Source organism: Phenylobacterium sp., from assembly GCF_044358365.1.
Lineage (GTDB): Bacteria > Pseudomonadota > Alphaproteobacteria > Caulobacterales > Caulobacteraceae > Phenylobacterium.
The window spans coordinates 1-13,526 of record NZ_JBIKNZ010000082.1 but is presented as its reverse complement, the minus strand read 5'-3'; the positions used below and the strand labels follow the sequence as shown (position 1 = coordinate 13,526).

The 13,526-nt window shown below is 65.2% G+C and carries 14 protein-coding genes and 1 pseudogene; 4 read left to right on the top strand and 11 right to left on the bottom strand.

Annotation, left to right across the window (positions count from 1 at the left end):
* Window positions 1-105: 105 nt before the first annotated feature.
* The 5 genes from ACIQ3B_RS16225 to ACIQ3B_RS16205 all read right to left on the bottom strand — a co-directional run bounded on the left by ACIQ3B_RS16225 (window position 106) and on the right by ACIQ3B_RS16205 (window position 3,503).
* Window positions 106-540, bottom strand: coding sequence for an HIT family protein (locus ACIQ3B_RS16225; RefSeq protein ID WP_397404397.1), 435 nt, complete (start codon window positions 538-540; stop codon window positions 106-108).
* The gene (locus ACIQ3B_RS16220; RefSeq protein ID WP_397404395.1) at window positions 537-1,724 is read right to left on the bottom strand and encodes a GNAT family N-acetyltransferase; all 1,188 of its coding nucleotides are present in this window, start codon (window positions 1,722-1,724) and stop codon (window positions 537-539) included. Before ACIQ3B_RS16220 ends, ACIQ3B_RS16225 begins: the two co-directional genes overlap by 4 nt.
* Window positions 1,721-2,467, bottom strand: a complete 747-nt coding sequence (locus ACIQ3B_RS16215) for a glycerophosphodiester phosphodiesterase family protein (protein WP_397404393.1) — start codon at window positions 2,465-2,467, stop codon at window positions 1,721-1,723. The genes ACIQ3B_RS16220 and ACIQ3B_RS16215 overlap by 4 nt, the downstream gene beginning before the upstream one ends.
* A complete protein-coding gene (locus ACIQ3B_RS16210) occupies window positions 2,464-2,925 on the bottom strand; it encodes a RidA family protein (protein WP_397404391.1) in 462 nt (153 codons plus the stop codon). Before ACIQ3B_RS16210 ends, ACIQ3B_RS16215 begins: the two co-directional genes overlap by 4 nt.
* Before the next feature lie 143 nt (window positions 2,926-3,068).
* Window positions 3,069-3,503, bottom strand: a complete 435-nt coding sequence (locus ACIQ3B_RS16205) for a phasin family protein (RefSeq protein ID WP_397404389.1) — start codon at window positions 3,501-3,503, stop codon at window positions 3,069-3,071.
* Window positions 3,504-3,766: 263 nt separating this feature from the next.
* Between ACIQ3B_RS16205 and ACIQ3B_RS16200 the strand changes: the two genes are divergently transcribed.
* On the top strand, window positions 3,767-5,074 hold the full coding sequence (locus ACIQ3B_RS16200; protein ID WP_397404387.1) for a D-alanyl-D-alanine carboxypeptidase: 1,308 nt from the start codon (window positions 3,767-3,769) through the stop codon (window positions 5,072-5,074).
* A gap of 23 nt (window positions 5,075-5,097) precedes the next feature.
* Here ACIQ3B_RS16200 and ACIQ3B_RS16195 read toward each other — a convergent pair whose 3' ends face one another.
* Window positions 5,098-5,523 (bottom strand): molecular chaperone DnaJ, encoded by a 426-nt coding sequence (locus ACIQ3B_RS16195; protein WP_397404385.1) that lies wholly within the window; start codon window positions 5,521-5,523, stop codon window positions 5,098-5,100.
* 4 nt (window positions 5,524-5,527) lie between these two features.
* The gene (locus tag ACIQ3B_RS16190; protein ID WP_397404383.1) at window positions 5,528-6,361 is read right to left on the bottom strand and encodes a division plane positioning ATPase MipZ; all 834 of its coding nucleotides are present in this window, start codon (window positions 6,359-6,361) and stop codon (window positions 5,528-5,530) included.
* Window positions 6,362-6,501: 140 nt separating this feature from the next.
* Between ACIQ3B_RS16190 and panC the strand changes: the two genes are divergently transcribed.
* On the top strand, window positions 6,502-7,356 hold the full coding sequence (gene panC / locus ACIQ3B_RS16185; RefSeq protein ID WP_397404381.1) for a pantoate--beta-alanine ligase: 855 nt from the start codon (window positions 6,502-6,504) through the stop codon (window positions 7,354-7,356).
* Window positions 7,357-7,398: 42 nt separating this feature from the next.
* On the opposite strand, the gene ACIQ3B_RS16180 is transcribed toward panC, so the two are convergent.
* Window positions 7,399-7,809, bottom strand: coding sequence for a DUF1489 family protein (locus tag ACIQ3B_RS16180; protein ID WP_397404379.1), 411 nt, complete (start codon window positions 7,807-7,809; stop codon window positions 7,399-7,401).
* Window positions 7,810-7,887: 78 nt separating this feature from the next.
* Between ACIQ3B_RS16180 and ACIQ3B_RS16175 the strand changes: the two genes are divergently transcribed.
* On the top strand, window positions 7,888-9,696 hold the full coding sequence (locus tag ACIQ3B_RS16175; RefSeq protein ID WP_397404377.1) for a patatin-like phospholipase family protein: 1,809 nt from the start codon (window positions 7,888-7,890) through the stop codon (window positions 9,694-9,696).
* A 216-nt stretch (window positions 9,697-9,912) separates the two neighbouring features.
* Here the strand turns inward: ACIQ3B_RS16175 and ACIQ3B_RS16170 are convergent, their stop codons facing one another.
* Window positions 9,913-10,902 (bottom strand): TonB family protein, encoded by a 990-nt coding sequence (locus ACIQ3B_RS16170; protein WP_397404376.1) that lies wholly within the window; start codon window positions 10,900-10,902, stop codon window positions 9,913-9,915.
* Between the two features lie 514 nt (window positions 10,903-11,416).
* Here ACIQ3B_RS16170 and ACIQ3B_RS16165 point away from each other — a divergent pair.
* A complete protein-coding gene (locus tag ACIQ3B_RS16165; protein WP_397404374.1) occupies window positions 11,417-12,190 on the top strand; it encodes a thioesterase family protein in 774 nt (257 codons plus the stop codon).
* A 3-nt stretch (window positions 12,191-12,193) separates the two neighbouring features.
* Here ACIQ3B_RS16165 and ACIQ3B_RS16160 read toward each other — a convergent pair whose 3' ends face one another.
* Entirely contained in the window at window positions 12,194-13,360 is a 1,167-nt protein-coding gene (locus ACIQ3B_RS16160; protein WP_397404372.1) for an isovaleryl-CoA dehydrogenase, read from the bottom strand.
* 61 nt (window positions 13,361-13,421) lie between these two features.
* Window positions 13,422-13,526: pseudogene (locus tag ACIQ3B_RS16155) on the bottom strand (IS5/IS1182 family transposase); the annotation flags it as partial.

Sequence of the window (13,526 nt, the reverse complement as noted above, 5' to 3'; positions counted from 1 at the left end):
CAGAGGATGACCCATGCATGCCGGCCTCCTTCACCAGCATGCAGCTTGAATCACTCCATCACTGATTTGGGAATCCCTCCCGATTCACAGCGTAGGGAAACCGCTCTAGCCGACCTTCGCCGAGATCTCTGCCGCCAGCACCTTCAGCTCGTCCATATCCGCCATCCCCTGCGCATGGCGGCCCAGCGGCACGCCCTCCCATCGGGGAATGATATGGAAATGCAGGTGAAACACCGTTTGGCCCGCCGGGGCGCCGTTGAACTGGGTGATCACCAGGCCGTCGGGGTTGAGCGCCGCGCGCACCGCCCGCGCCACCCGCTGCACGCCCAGCATCAGCGGGCCGATCACGTCCGGCGCCTCCTCCAGGAAATTGCGCGCGCTCGACTGTTTCGGGATCACCAGGGTGTGGCCCTTAGCCTGCGGGAACACATCCATGAAGGCCAGGACGTGCTCGTCCTCATAGACCTTCACGGCGGGCATCTCGCCCCGCAGGATCTTCGCGAAGATGTTGCCCGCGTCGTAGCTGCCGTCCAGGCTCATGGTGCGCTCCCTGAAGTTGTCGCCGGGTCCGCCTTGAACGGCGAATACTCTTCCTCCAGCCACTCCATCTCCTGCTCCACCCCGACGCGTTCCTGCTCCAGGAACCGTTCCACGGGGCCCCGCAGCATCGGGTCGGCGATATAGTGGGCGGAATAGACGGGCCGGGGCAGATAGCCGCGGGCGATCTTGTGCTGGCCCTGCGCGCCCGCCTCGACCCGCGGCAGGCCGTGATCGATCGCCCATTCGATGGCCTGGTAGTAGCAGAGCTCGAAGTGCAGGAACGGCACCTCCTCCACGCAGCCCCAGTGGCGACCATAGAGACAGTCGCCGCCGATCAGGTTCAGCGCGCCGGCGATCCAGCGTCCCTCACGGCGGGCCAGGACCAGCAGCACCTGATCGGCCATGCGCTCGCCCAGCATCGAGAAGAAGGCCCGCGTGAGATAGGGCCGCCCCCACTTGCGCGCGCCGGTGTCCATGTAGAAGCCGAAGAAGGCGTCCCAGTGTTCCTCGGTGATGTCGGCGCCGGTCAGGCAGACGACCTCGGCCTGGCCTTGCGCCTCGCGGCGCTCGCGGCGGATGGTCTTGCGGCGGCCGGACGACAGGGCGCCCAGGAAGCCCTCGAAGTCGGCGTAGCCCCGGTTCTCCCAGTGATACTGCTGCCCCTCCCGCAGGCCCATGCCGTGGACGCCGGCCCACCGCCACTCGGCCTCGGTCAGGAAGTTGATGTTGAGGCCAGAGGCGCCATAGCGCTCGCACAGCGTCAGCGCCCCGCCCAGCAGCAGCGCCCTCGCCTCGCCCGCATCCACATCAGGCCGCACCAGCAGCCGCGCGCCCGTGGCCGGCACAAACGGCGCCGCCGACAGCAGCTTGGGATAATAGCGCCCGCCCGCCCGCTCATAGGCGTCGGCCCAGGCGTGGTCGAAGATGTACTCCCCCTGGCTGTGGGACTTGAGGTACAGCGGCATGACGGCGGCGACCCGGCCCGCATCGTCCTCGACGCTGATGTGCTGCGGCCCCCAGCCGGTGCGCTCGACCGCGCAGTTGGCCTCCTCCAGGGCATTCAGGAAATCAAAGCGGATGAAGGGGTTGGCGGCATAGTCGGGGTTGCCCGCGCAGGCGTCCCAGGCCTCCCGCCCGATCTCGGCGATGCGGCGGGATACCTTGACCGCCGGCTTCAGGCTCACGCGGCGAAGCCTTCGAAGATCAGGTTGTCACAGTGATCCTTCACCGCGTCCCACTGCTCGGGCTTTCGCACGGTCCAGGCCACCACCGGCATCCCCTGCGCCCGGAGTTCCTGCGCCCGCGGGTGCGGCAGGACATCGAGGCCGAGCGCCAGGAAGTGCGGCCGGGCCAGCTCAACCTGCTCCAGCTGCGCATAGGCCTTGCGCTGGCTCTCGGCCATGCTCGCCGGCCGCTCCCACGACCAGCTGTCCAGCCCGCGCAGCACGCCCGGATAATGGTCGGCGTACCAGGCGTGGGAATAGGGATTGAACCCGATGACGCACAGCGGCCCTGCGTGGTCGGCGATGATCTCGTGGACCCGCGTCTCCAGCGGCCCGACCTCGCCAAAGGCCGTCTTCAACTCCACATGCACCATGGCCCGGCGGCCGATCAGCGCCAGGGTTTCGAGCAGCGTCGGGATCTTCTCGTCGGAGCCCGCCAGCCGGATCTCCGCCAGCTCGGCGACCGTGCGGTCCCGGATACGGCCCTCCAGGCCGGTCATCCGCTTCAGCGTGTCGTCATGGAAGACCACCGCCTCGCCGTCGGACGACAGGTGGACGTCCAGCTCGATGCCATAGCCTGCGGCGCAGGCGGCATGGAACGCCCCCAGGGAATTCTCCGGCGGTCCGTCCGGACTCCAGAGCCCGCGGTGCGCCACCGGCGGGTGAAACAGCAGGTCCCAGGCGTCGCCGAAGCGGTCCCTCACGATAGCGCCACCACCGCATCAACCTCGACGGCGAAGTTCATGGGCAGCCGGTAGACCCCCACCGCCGAGCGGGCATGGCGCCCGGCATCGCCGAACACGTCCACCATCAAATCGGAGCAACCATTCACCACCTTGGGAATCTCGAAGAAGTCCGGCCCCGCCTGGACGAAGCCACCTAGCTTCACGACGCGGGCCACCCGGCTCAGGTCTCCGTCGCAGGCCGCGCGCATCTGGGCGAGCAGGCTGAGGCCGCAGAGCCGGGCGGCGCGGACGGCCGTCTCCAGATCTACATCCTCGCCCACCACTCCGCGAATGCCGCCGGCCGCATCCAGCGACACCTGCCCGGAGATGTGCAGCAGCTCGCCCACCCTGACGAAAGGCACATAGTTAGCCACGGGGGCGTTGGGTTTCGGGAGCTCGATCCCGAGTTCGATGAGGCGGGCTTCTGCGTTTGACATGGCCACAGCTCTACCCGGCGCGGCCTCAAGAAAAAAGGGCCGACCCTCGCGGATCGGCCCCTTATCTGTACTCGATACGCTTACTGACCGACGTCTGTGGCGCTCACCGCGCCGACACCGGCCTTTCCGTTACCCGGAAAGGTCTAGCGGACGGCCTGGAACTTCTCGACCGTGGCCGTGACGCGCTCGTGGATCGGCTTCATGGATTCCTTCATCGACGCCGAGAAGGTCTCCGACATCTTGCCGAACTCGGACATGTAGGTTTCGAGGGTCGACTTGGCGAAGGCGTTCTGCAGCTCGACCACTTCCTGAAGGCTCTTCGCCCCCGAGAGCGACTTGGCAGCGGACACCTGGGCGTCGAACATGGTCTTGGAGAAGGCCATCGCCTGGGCGCCCATCGCTTCGGCGCCCTTGGCCGAAGCCGTCGCCGAAGCCACGATGGCTTCCAGGTTCTTCTTGGACTGGGCGTTCATGTCGTTCATCGCGGCGAGGCTCTTTTCCACGCCATCCTTGAAAGCGACGCTGGAGGCGGCGGTGAACTGGTCGACAGTCTTCTTCGCAATATCGGCGGCGGCCATCGGGCGGGCTCCTGAATGAGAACGGGGGGACGAACTGCGGGGCGTCAAGCCCCGGATCACGTCACCTCGTATTTCATGCTGCACTGCAACAGTCAATCGGTTTTGTGCAGTGCAACATTTCTATGTCAGCTTATTTTGCAGGCGCCGCGACAAATCCCCACGTTCAAACCTTGTTTACCCTCCTGCAAGGGTACGGCTGTCATGCTAGAAGCCTTCCGGGTGGTAAATTCGCCGCCTCAACGTTTTGATTCGACGGACGAAGCATGATCCAGCACGCTCGCCGCCTGTTGCTTTCCCTCGGTATGGCCTCGGCCATGGCCCTCGGGGCGGCTGCACCCTCCGCTTCGGCCCAGGCGCCCTACTTCCAACTCGTCCCGCAGAACTCCTCAAAATACGCCTCGATCGTGGTGGACGCGAAAACCGGCGAGGTGCTCTATGCGTCGCGCGCCGACAGCCCCCGCTACCCCGCCTCGATCACCAAGGTGATGACGCTCTACCTGGCGTTCGAAGCCCTGGCCTCGGGCAAGATCCAGCTGGATGACCCGGTGCTGTTCTCGCCGCGCGCCGCAGCCCAGTCTCCCACCAAGCTTGGCATCCGCGCCGGGGACTCGATCACCGTTTCAGAGGCCATGCAGGGCATGGTCACGCGATCAGCTAATGACGCGGCCGTGGCGCTCGCGGAGAAACTGGGCGGCACCGAACAGCGCTTCGCCACACTCATGACCCTGCGGGCGCAGGAGCTGGGCATGGTCAGCAGCCATTTCGCAAACGCTTCGGGCCTGCCTGACAGCCGTCAGATCACCACGGCGCGCGATATCGCCATCCTTTCGCGGGCGGTGATGCGTGACTATCCGCAGTATTACCGGCTCTTCTCGACCAAGGACTTTCAGTTCCGCGGCCAGAGCATTCGCAATCACAATGGTCTGCTCTACCGGATGGATGGCGTGGACGGCCTGAAGACCGGTTTCACCAACGCGTCGGGTTTCAACCTCGCCGTCTCGGCGGTGCGGGATAACCGTCGCCTCATCGCCGTTGTCATGGGCGGGCCCACAACCGCCACCCGGGACAAGATCGCCGAAGGGCTCCTGCTCACGGGATTTGATGTGATGACCCGCCGCGCTCAAGGCGAACAGATCACCGTCGCCCAGAATTTCTTTGAACCGCCGCCCCTGGTCGCCGCTCCGACCCCATCCATGACCCAGGGCGACAGAGACGCAGGGATGCGGATTGTGATGGCCTCGAGCACGCCGCCGACGCGAACATCCAAGATCCAGATCGTCGAGCCCAAGACGGTTCCGAAGCTGAACGGCAAGGAAAAGGCGCAGGCCGGTGGTCGCTGGACGGTTCAGGTCGGTACATTCAGCAACCGCTCGGATGCCCGCGAGCAACTGGCCATCGTCGAGAAAAAGTACGGCAAGCACTTTGATGATGCGCGCGCCCTGGCCGAGAAGGACGATGGCAAGTTCCGCGCACGTTTCGCGGGCATGAGCGAGGCAGATGCCAAGGACGCTTGCAAGGCCCTTAAGGCCAGGAAACAACCCTGCCTCGTGATGGCTCCCAGCCGCGGCTGACGTATACGGGGCGTCGTGCCGTACTACCGTTTCAACAGTCGATCCCGTGCGGCGTTGAGCTGCGCCGCCAGCCCGGCTGTCCCACCCTTGTCCGGGTGTACCGCGCGCATCAGGCGGGTGTAGGCCTCCTGGACATCCTTTCGGCTGGCCGCAGCCTCCACCCCGAGGATCCGGCGGGCCTCGTCAAGACTCATGGCCTCGGTAGGCGGCGCGGCGCCCGGCATCGCCGTTTTCCGGGCTGAAGAGGCCAGACCCAACCCCGCCACGGCCAACACAATCCCCGCGCCCCAGCCGCCGCGAACACTCACAAACACGGCGGCGGTAAAGCACGCCACCGCCAGCGCAGCCGTAAGCACCCGCCATTCCCGACGCTTTATGATGGGTACCCTGCGCTTGCTCGCCCAGAGATAGAGCACCAGGGCCGCTCCGCCCAGGAGGAGATACAGCATGCGGCTATTCCGCCGCGATCCGCTCGCTCTCGTCCAGTCCGTTAAACCCCAGCGCGATCATCAGCGCGCGAAGTTCCTGCCGCGCGGCTACATGCTGCAGACTCATAGCCACCGGGCGAATGGTCGGCGACAGGTCGGCTACGGTCAGGCCAAACGGGAACAATTCACGATAGATCACCCGGTCACGCAGGCCCGGCCCCACCCTGAACCCCACCTTGCGCGACAGAGCCTGGACCCGCTCATTCAGGCGCTTGCGATTGCGCGCCTCCGTGGGGGCCAGTCGATTGCGCAAGACCACCCAGTCGATCTGCTTGCGTTCAGTGGTCGCGCGCTGCTTCCGGCTGGCCCAGACGGTCTCTGCGTAGAGGCTGTGCCGTTTGAGATCCAGGGTGCCCGGATCCACCACGCCCAACATGTCGAAGTCGACGAAGCTATCGTTCATCGGGGTGACGATCAGGTCAGCCCGCACGTGCGCGGCGCGCATGATCGCGGTGTCGGCGCCTGGGGTATCGATCAGGACAAAATCGGCCTCACCCACCACCTCCTTGAAGGCAGCCGCGAAGCGGGCGAGTTGCTCGGCATCCGGCGCCTTGGCCAGGGCGTCGCCGGCACTGCTGATAGGGTGCTCGATGGGCATGGGCGCCACCGCGCCATTCGCCGCGAGCCAGGCGGCTCGATTTGCGAAGAAGTGGCCCATGGTCTGTTGGCGCAGGTCGAGATCCAGCACCGCCACCTGTGCTCCGCCGTGCAGCAGGGCCGTCACGATGTGTATCGCGAGTGTGGACTTCCCCGCCCCACCCTTCTCGTTGCCGACCACAATGACGCTGGCCTGGCCCATGGTTGTCCGCTCCTCTGAAGTCGGCATTCTGACCGACTCGCTTGGCCGCTAAATGACAGCGCCGGATGGGGGCCCGTCAACGCGTTGATCGCACACCCTGTGGATGGACTTGGCGTCGCGGCATCGCCATATGCCGCGACATGTCCGAAACACTCCCGATTGTCCGTACCGTGGCCGAACTGCGCGCGCAGGTCGCCGCCTGGCGCCGCGCCGGCTTGCGCGTGGGATTTGTGCCAACCATGGGCGCATTGCACGAGGGCCATCTGTCCCTGGTCAGATTGGCGGGCGCACGGGCTGACCGGGTAGTTGCCAGCATTTTCGTCAATCCGACCCAGTTCGGACCGGGCGAGGACTTCACCACCTATCCACGAGACGAGCCCGCGGACGCGGCCATGCTGGCGCGGGCAGGCTGTGATCTGCTCTACGCGCCAGGCGTAGCCGAAATGTATCCAGAAGGCGCTGCGACAACCGTAACCGTCACGGGGGTGTCGGAGCCTCTGGACGGACTGGCGCGGCCTGGTCACTTCGCAGGGGTCGCTACGGTCGTCACCAAACTCCTGAACCAGTGCACGCCCGATCTGGCCGTCTTCGGCGAGAAGGATTTCCAGCAGTTGCAGGTGATCCGGAGGCTGGTTCGGGACCTCGATATCCCTGTGGGGATCGTGGGCGGTCCCATAGTCCGAGCCGGGGATGGTCTCGCTCTGTCATCGCGCAACGCCTACCTGACCGCTAGCGAACGTCCTGTTGCGGGGAGCCTCAATCGCGTGCTGACAGAGAGCCTCCAACGCCTGCGGGCGCGCGCGCCGGTCAAATCAGTCGAAGATTGGGCGATCGAGGCGCTTCTCTCGGCCGGCTTCCATTCTGTGGACTATGTGGAGGCGCGCACGCCAGAGACGCTTGCTCGGCTGGGGCCCGGTCAGGCCGAAGGTCCTGTCCGATTGCTCGCCGCCGCGCGCCTCGGCAAAACACGGCTGATCGACAACATGGGCGACTGAGGTAGCACGCCTCCGAGGGCGGTCGGGACAGCGGGTCTTACCTCACCAGGCGCCGGCCTCTCTCAGCTGCCGCGCCAGGTCTGCCGGCACATCACCGAACGCCTCGGTATCCAGATCAGGCGGCGCATCCTTGGCCTTGAGATAACGCCATCCCTGAAAGGCCCGACGCGGTGTTGGAGCAACGCGCACGACCTGATCACTGAGCGTCACTTCGCAGCGTGCAGTGACACCCTCTCCCACTGTGTTCACCGCCAGGATGGCCTGTCGACAAAGGATCACACCCTTGAACACCCGGTAGAGCGAACCGCCGTCCAAAAGCTCTCCGGCTCTCTTGGGCGTCATCCGGGTGGACATCAACCAGGGTTGGCCGACACCGCGATGAGTGGCGTGCCAGGCCAGCATGTCCTCGACGGCGGCGGCCCCGACGGCCAGTTTGATCATGTGAAGCGCCATGGCCTTCGCTTACGGCCACGCACTGGGCTTGGAAAGGCTACATTGAGCGTCGCACCAGTCGGGACTAGGCTCTTCGCCGTGCCCAAGCTCCCTGACATTCCACCTGATTCGGTGCTGGCGCGACTGTTCAAGCACCCACGAATTCAGGCCGAGACCATCTGGTTCTCCGTGCCGGGCGGCCAGAAGCTGTTCAGCCACGGCGACGCTTCTGATGAACTGTTTATCGTGCGCACTGGTCGACTGGGAGCGTTCCGTCGGGAAGATGGGCAGGAACCAAGCTTTCTGGGCATTATCCGGCCGGGCGAACCCGCTGGTGAGATGGCGTTGATCGCCGGGATTCCACATTCCGCAGACGTCTATGCCCTGCGTGATTCGGAAGTCTTCGCAGTGCCGAAGGCAGTGTTTTTCGAGGCCTGCGACGCCGACGCGGCAGTGATGACCGAGCTGGCGCGCCTGATGATTCTTCGCAGCCGCCAGACCGCCCGGCGCGGCCCGGTGGGCGACCCTTCTGTCTTCGGCTTCGTGGCGGTTGGCCGACCGGGCCCGATCCGCCCGCTTGTCGAGCGGCTGGAGCGGGAAATCGCAGCCCTGGGCTACAAGGTGACGACTGTGGGCGTCGAGGCCGTCACTGCCCCTACAGAGTGGTTCTCGGAGGTCGAGCGAGTCCACGACTATGTCCTTTATGTAGCCGAACGGGATGAGACCACCTGGGCGCCCTTCGTGCCCCGACTGGTGGATCGACTGTTTCAGGTGGCCCGAGGCGATCGCCCGCCGCAGGTTGAGGGTAGTCTGCCGATGGCAACGACCTTGCGCGAGCAGGGTCTGGTTGACCTGCTGCTGATTCAGCCACCCGAGCTCGAGCGTCCTTCCGGCTCGGATGCCTGGCTGGACGCCACCGGCGCGGCCCGGGTCTTCCACCTGAGGCGTGGTCATTCGCTGGACTTCGAGCGGATCGCCCGGGTGCTCACTGGCCAGTCGGTGGGTCTGGTGCTCTCCGGCGGCGGCGCGCGAGCCTATGCCCATGTGGGCGCGATCAAGGCGCTCAGGGAGCGAGGCGTGCCCATAGATTTCGTGGGCGGATCCTCAATGGGCGGTATCGTTGGCGCAGGTCTTGCCATGGGTTGGGATCAGGTCGAGATGGATCGCCGCCTGCGCAAGGCCTTTGTCGAAACCAGCCCGCTCGATGATATCGCCCTGCCCCTGCTGGCGATGACCCATGGGATCAAGGTGGGCGACCGCCTGCGCACCCACTTTGGCGAGACGCAGATCGCAGATCTCTGGCTCCCGTTCTTCTGCCTGTCATCCAACCTGACCACCGGCGCCTATCAACTCCACCGGCGAGGCTCGTTACGCCATGCGCTGCGCGCCACCATTGCCCTGCCCGGCGTGATGCCCCCGGCTACCGACGGTCAGAACGTGCTGGTGGATGGCGCGGTCATGAAGAATTTCCCTGCCGACATCATGCGCGCCGCCCAGGCTGGCCCCATCGTCGGCGTCGACGTGACCACCGCACGCAGCATCACGGCGGACGACGTGGCGCGACCGGCATCCGTGTGGCGTTGGATCTGGTCCGGTCAGTGGCGTCTGGGCCCGCCGATCGTGTCGCTGTTGATGCGGGCTGCCACGGTATCGACCGGCCGCGATCTGGCTGCGGCGCGTGAGGCCACCGACGTGCTGATCCAGCCAGATGTGTCCCGCATCGAAATCCGCGATTGGGCCGCCTACGACCCCGGCGTTGAGGCGGGTTACGTCGCCACGCTGGCGGCCCTTGACAAGGTGAGCCGTCCCATCCCGCAATTGCGCCGCCGCCAGAGTCTGCACGAGCAGGAGGCGGCTGGCGCCGTCATGACGCCCTTCATGGCCTCCACGAGAACCACCGTTGAATGAGGCCTTTTCAATCGCGCCGAACGGGTTCCATACTCCGTGCGTGTTCAACCATTGAAAGGAGGTGAGTCAGTGTCTCATAGCAAAGGCTGCAAAGCCGCGAACGTGACCTGGACCTCCGCTTGGGGGGTCTGCGCCTAGCCCAAGGTCGGGCGTGGTCGCGAGCCGCTATGCGGTCAGACTATGGAAGGGCCGCCCCGGCAACGGGGCGGCCCTTTGCTATTGGGGTGACGAGGGCGTAGCCGGTGTGGACTGCGCGGTTTCGTAGCGCAGGGGAACCCGGATTGTCGCGCCCACCGTGGGCAATCCTTCTGCGGTCCAGGTCGACACCTTGAAGCGCGGAGCAAGGGCTAGGCCCGCGGCGCCGACACCTGATCCCGCAGGGGATTCACTATCCACCTTGCAGCCGCCGAGTCCGCCGCCAGGCTGAACAGTGCATTCCAACATGACCCGAATTGTGCCGGGAACCTTGAGCTTCTCGAACTCGGCCTGCATGTCTGCAAGTTGTGGAATACGAGACCACGACGGTTTACCCACTACAGGCGGTGCCTGGCTCAGCATGGATTGATCGAAGGTGAAAGGCAGGTGGACGACTACGGATCGCGCAGCCTTGATGTCCTCCGGGGTCTCGAGCTGCAGGCGGAACTGGCGAGCCAGAGCCTTGGCCGCGGTGTCAAAGCCATAGCCAATCGGCTCTGACCTGATCGTCGAGCAGAAGGCCAGACGACCCTCCCGTGTCATCTCACATCCGATTGTAGCCCGACCGCCGATCCGCTCCGCCGCCGCCTTTCTGGGATAGGCAGAGACAACTTCAGCGTAGCTCGGAGCCTCGGCCCACGCCAGGTTGGCGGGCGCCACCTTCTTGGCGGCCGTCACGTCGGCAACCCGACCATTGGTCTGAAACCGTATCGGGACCCTTATAACGATCGGCGCCGGGGCTCCATTGAGAGACGCCGGGCGCATCGTGAATTGGGGTGTCAGTGCGATCGCCGCGCCGCCAAAGCCCTCTCCGGCGGGCGTTTCTTCAATAGTGATGCATTCTGTAAGGGCGCCCTGAACAGTCACAATGCAACTGATCAAGGCGGCACCGCTGATCCCGCGTTTCATGGCGGCGCTGGGCCAAACCGCAAGGATGTCTTCTGCTCTGGGCTTGCGCGCCCAGTCCGGACCCTTGTCGATAGGATACTGGTCAAAGAGGATATTGACCATGCGCAGGTCATCTTTTCCCGGTGGCTTACGCTGGTATCTCGGTACAAGCGACAACGCAGCGGCCCCAAAGGCGCCGCCGACTGGCGACTCAAAAGCAATCCGGCACTGAGACAGGACGCCACTGTCTTCGACGGCGCATCGAACCGCTGCCCTCCCCGTGACCAGAGGCCCGATCCGAAAGCGCGCAAGCGTCTCGGCCCTGTCCGCTTGCGAGGGCATCTTCGCCCAATTCTCGGTGAAGGGGTCGGACCTATCCGCAGCGCGACTGTGGGCAGGTACACAAAGGGCTGTTGCTATGGTCATGGCGACCAAGACCTGGCGTTTCACCCGACGATCCCCACAATTGTTGGAACTCTACCTTGCAGCGTCTCCCGCTCCGGAGCAATCCTCACGTGCGCAAGTTGACGTCGTGACGCCACGAGGCCGACAACAGGTTCCAATCCGGCTTCCGCTCCGCCGGGTAAAGGCGGCTAGGCAGAGGCGCTTCATACCCAAATCCATCCCGGACCGCCCTATGACCGACCACATCTTCGCCATCGACGGTGATCGCGCGATCCCCACCGCCTGGGCCGCCGGGCCGTGGAGCCAGGAAATGATGCATGGCGGCGCACCGGCCGGGCTGGTCGTCTGGGCGGCCGAGCGTGAGCCCAGCCCGGCGCCGATGCGGGTGGCCCGCCTCACCCTTGAAATGATGCGGCCGGCCCCGCTGGTCGATCTGACGATCGAGACCGAGATCCTGCGCCAGGGCCGCAAGATCCAGCTTTGCCTGGTGCGCCTGAAGGCGGCCGGCGCGGTCGTCTGTCAGGGGCAGGTGCTGCGTATCCGCGAGGCCGACCTTGCAGACGCCGAACGACTGGTTCCATTGGACGTCCCTCTACCCGACGCCTGCGAACCATCAGCCACGCGCGAGAATTCCACCAACAACTTCGGCGCCGGCTACGAAATGCGCCGGGCCTATGGCGGCTTTGGCGAAATCGGCCCGGGCGCGTGGTGGTTCCATCAGAAGCGAGCCATGATCGCCGGCGCGACCTCCAGCCCCGCGATGCTGGCGGCCTCGGCGGCGGACTTCGTCAACGGGGTCGGTTCAGCCCTGCCCTTCGATAGGTGGACGTTCCTGAACGCTGACCTGACGGTGAACTTCGCCCGCGCACCGCGTGGCGAATGGATCCTCAACAAGGCGGAAAGCTGGATCTCGGCGGACGGCGCGGGCGTGGCCATGGCCAGGCTGGCCGATTGTGACGGCTATTTCGGAACCGCCACCCAAAGCCTTGTCATCGAGCCGCGCTGACGGCTACCCGCCGATCAATTCCCGCCCGATCAGGAAACGGCGGATCTCGTTGGTGCCCGCGCCGATGTCATACAGCTTGGCGTCGCGCAGCAGGCGCTCCACCGGATAGTCCTTGGTGTAGCCGGCCCCGCCCAGCGCCTGGATCGCCTCCAGCGACACCTTCACGGCGTTCTCGCTGGCCATCAGGATCGCCCCCGCCGCATCGAACCGGGTGGTCATGCCCGCGTCGCAGGCCCTGGCCACGGCATAGACGTAGGCCCGGGCGGAATTCAGGGCCACGTACATGTCGGCGATCTTGCCCTGCATCAGCTGGAACGAGCCGATGGCCTGGCCGAACTGCCTGCGCTCACGCACATAAGGCAGCGTCACATCCAGGCAGGCCTGCATGATCCCCAATGGGCCCGCTGCCAGCACGGCGCGCTCGTAGTCGAGCCCACTCATCAGGACGCCGACACCGCCATTCTCCGGGCCCATGATGTTCTCTTCGGGCACTTCGCAATCCTCGAACACCAGTTCACCGGTGTCGGAGCCGCGCATGCCCATCTTGTCGAGCTTCTGCGAGACGTGGAAACCCTTGAAGCCCTTCTCGATGATGAAGGCGGTAATCCCCTTGGACGAGGCCTCCGGCGCGGTCTTGGCATAGACAATCAGGGTGTCCGCGTGGGGCGCGTTGGTGATCCAGAATTTGGTCCCGTTTAGCACGTAGCGGTCGCCGTGTTTCTCGGCCTTGAGTCTCATGGAGACAACGTCCGATCCGGAGCCCGCCTCGCTCATCGCAAGGGCGCCGACATGCTTGCCGCTGATCAGCTTGCCGAGATAGCGCTGCTTCTGATCCGGGCTGCCCCAGCGACGAAGCTGGTTTACGCACAGGTTGGAATGCGCCCCATAGCTCAGCCCTACAGAAGCCGAGGCGCGGGACACCTCCTCCATGGCCACGACGTGCTCAAGATAGCCCAGGCCCAGCCCGCCGAACTCCTCTTCCACAGTGATGCCATGCAGGCCCAGTTCGCCCATCTGCGGCCAGAGATCGCGCGGGAACTCATTGTCGGCGTCGATCCGGGCAGCGCGCGGCGCAATGCAATCTGCCGCAAAGCGCGCGGTTGTTTCCCGGATCGCATCGGCGGCTTCGCCGAGGTTGAATTCGAGATTAGGTCCATGGTTCGGGATCATGGCGCACGGTTATCACGGCTCACCGGACGGCGCGAGATCAGCTAGGCTCAGGACTCATTGATCATAGCCAGAAGATGACGGTGGCAGCGAGAGCGATGGCGGACATGAAGGTGTGTGCGCATCGGTCGTATCGGGTGTGGATGCGCCGCCAGTCCTTGAGGCGTCC